We start from the raw sequence: 1,861 nt of genomic DNA on the forward strand, positions 1-1,861 counted from the left end.
TGCGACAGCCGCGCGAGCGGGAAATCGGACGGCGTGAAGCCGGCGGCCTCGTTCGACGTGCAATGCGCGATGACGGCAAGCAGTTCCGCGCGGTAGTCCTCGGCCAGCTGCTGCACGGTGGCATGCTTGTGCCGCGCGCGGCTGAAGGCAAAGGACAGCTTCAACTGTCCGCCGGACACTTGCCCGCTGATTGACAGCGGATGCGACAGCGGCGTCTGCGGGTCCTGGTTGGCGCCGGTTTCGCCGGTGCCCGGGCGCCAGGGGGCATCGCCGGCCAGGCTGGCGTCGAACTGGCCGAGGTAGTTGAACACGACCTCGGGCTTGGGCAGGGCGGCTATGGCGGCTTGCTGTTCGGCGGTGCCGAAGCGGCGCAGCAGGCCGAAGCCGATGCCCTCGCCGGGCACCGCGCGCAGTTGTTCCTTGACGGCCTTGATCGCGTCCGGCAGCGTGCCGGCGCCGTCGAGCGCAACGGGGAATAGCGTGGTGAACCAGCCCACGGTGCGGCTCAGGTCGAGCGCATCATCGACGCCGGCCACGCGGCCGTGGCTTTCGAGGTCGATCAACGTCCGCGCGTTGCCGCTCCAGCGCGCCAGCACGCGCGCGAGCGCGGTCAGCAGCAGGTCATTGATGCGGGTGCGGTAGGCGGCGGGCGCGTGCTGGAGCAGCGCTTGCGTGGCGTCGGCGGGCAGCGTCAGCGCGAGGCTGTCGCGTTCGGCGACGGTGAGCGAGCCGCTCGGGTCGTCGCAAGGCAGCGCAGCGGCCGCATTCGACAGCGCCTGCCAGTGCGGCAATTCCGACGCGCGCGAAGCGGCGTTGCGGCGCAAGGCTTCCGACCAGCGCTGACAGGAGGCTGTGCGCGCGGGCAGGGCGGCAGGCTCGCCGCCAGCCCGCTGCCGATACGCGGCCAGCAAGTCCTCGATCAGGATGCGCCAGGACACGCCATCGACCACAAGATGGTGAATCACCAGCAACAGTTGCCATTGACCCGCTGCGCCGTGCAGCGCGACGGCGCGCAGCAGCGGACCGTGCGCGAGATCGAGGCTGCGCTGCGCGGCCTCGCAATGGGCAATGCGCCCGGCGTCGTCGCCGAACTCGCGCACCCACAGCAGGTCCGGTGCCGCTTCCGCGTCCGCATAGGTCTGGACCCAGGCACCATCCGCCTGCGAGAACCGCAGCCGCAGCGCATCGTGATGGGCGACCAGATCGCCCAATGCCAGCGCCAGCGCCTGTGTATCGAGCGCCTCCCGGCAATCGAGCAAGACCGACTGGTTCCAGTGATGGCGCACCGGCATCGGCGTCTCGAAGAACGCGGCCTGGATCGGCAGCAGCGGCACGGCGCCGGTCGGCACCGTCTCATCCGCCACGCCATCGCGCGGCAGCGGCTGCGCGACGGTGGCGAGCTCGGCCAGCGTCTGGCGCTCGAACAACTGGCGCGGCGTCAGCAGCCAGCCGGCGGCGCGGGCGCGCGCGACGATCTGCAGGCTGAGGATGGAGTCGCCGCCCAACTCGAAGAAATTGTCGGCGCGGCCCACGCGCGGCAGGCCGAGCACCTCGGTCCAGATGGCGGCAAGCGCGGTTTCCGCCTCGCCCGCGGGCGCGACGAATGCCTGCGTGCCGCCGAACTCGGGCGCGGGCAGGGCGCGGCGGTCGAGCTTGCCGTTGGGCGTGAGCGGCAGCGCGGCGAGCACGACGAAGGCGGCGGGGACCATGTAGTCGGGCAGTTGCTCGGACAGCGCCGCGCGCAGCGACGCCACATCCACGACGCAACCCTCTGCCGGCACCACGTAGGCAGCGAGCCGCGCGCCGGTCGGACCCTCCACCGCGATCACCGCCGCATTGGCGACACCCGCCTGCGCCAGCA

The 1,861-nt window shown here is 71.7% G+C and carries 1 protein-coding gene; it reads right to left on the reverse strand.

The genetic code is table 11. The annotated features are described in order from the left end of the window. On the reverse strand, nucleotides 1-1,861 hold a 1,861-nt coding region (locus K206_RS40545; protein ID WP_043367991.1), incomplete at both ends, for a condensation domain-containing protein.

It is taken from the genome of Cupriavidus sp. WS, from assembly GCF_000395345.1.
Classification (GTDB): domain Bacteria; phylum Pseudomonadota; class Gammaproteobacteria; order Burkholderiales; family Burkholderiaceae; genus Cupriavidus; species Cupriavidus basilensis_B.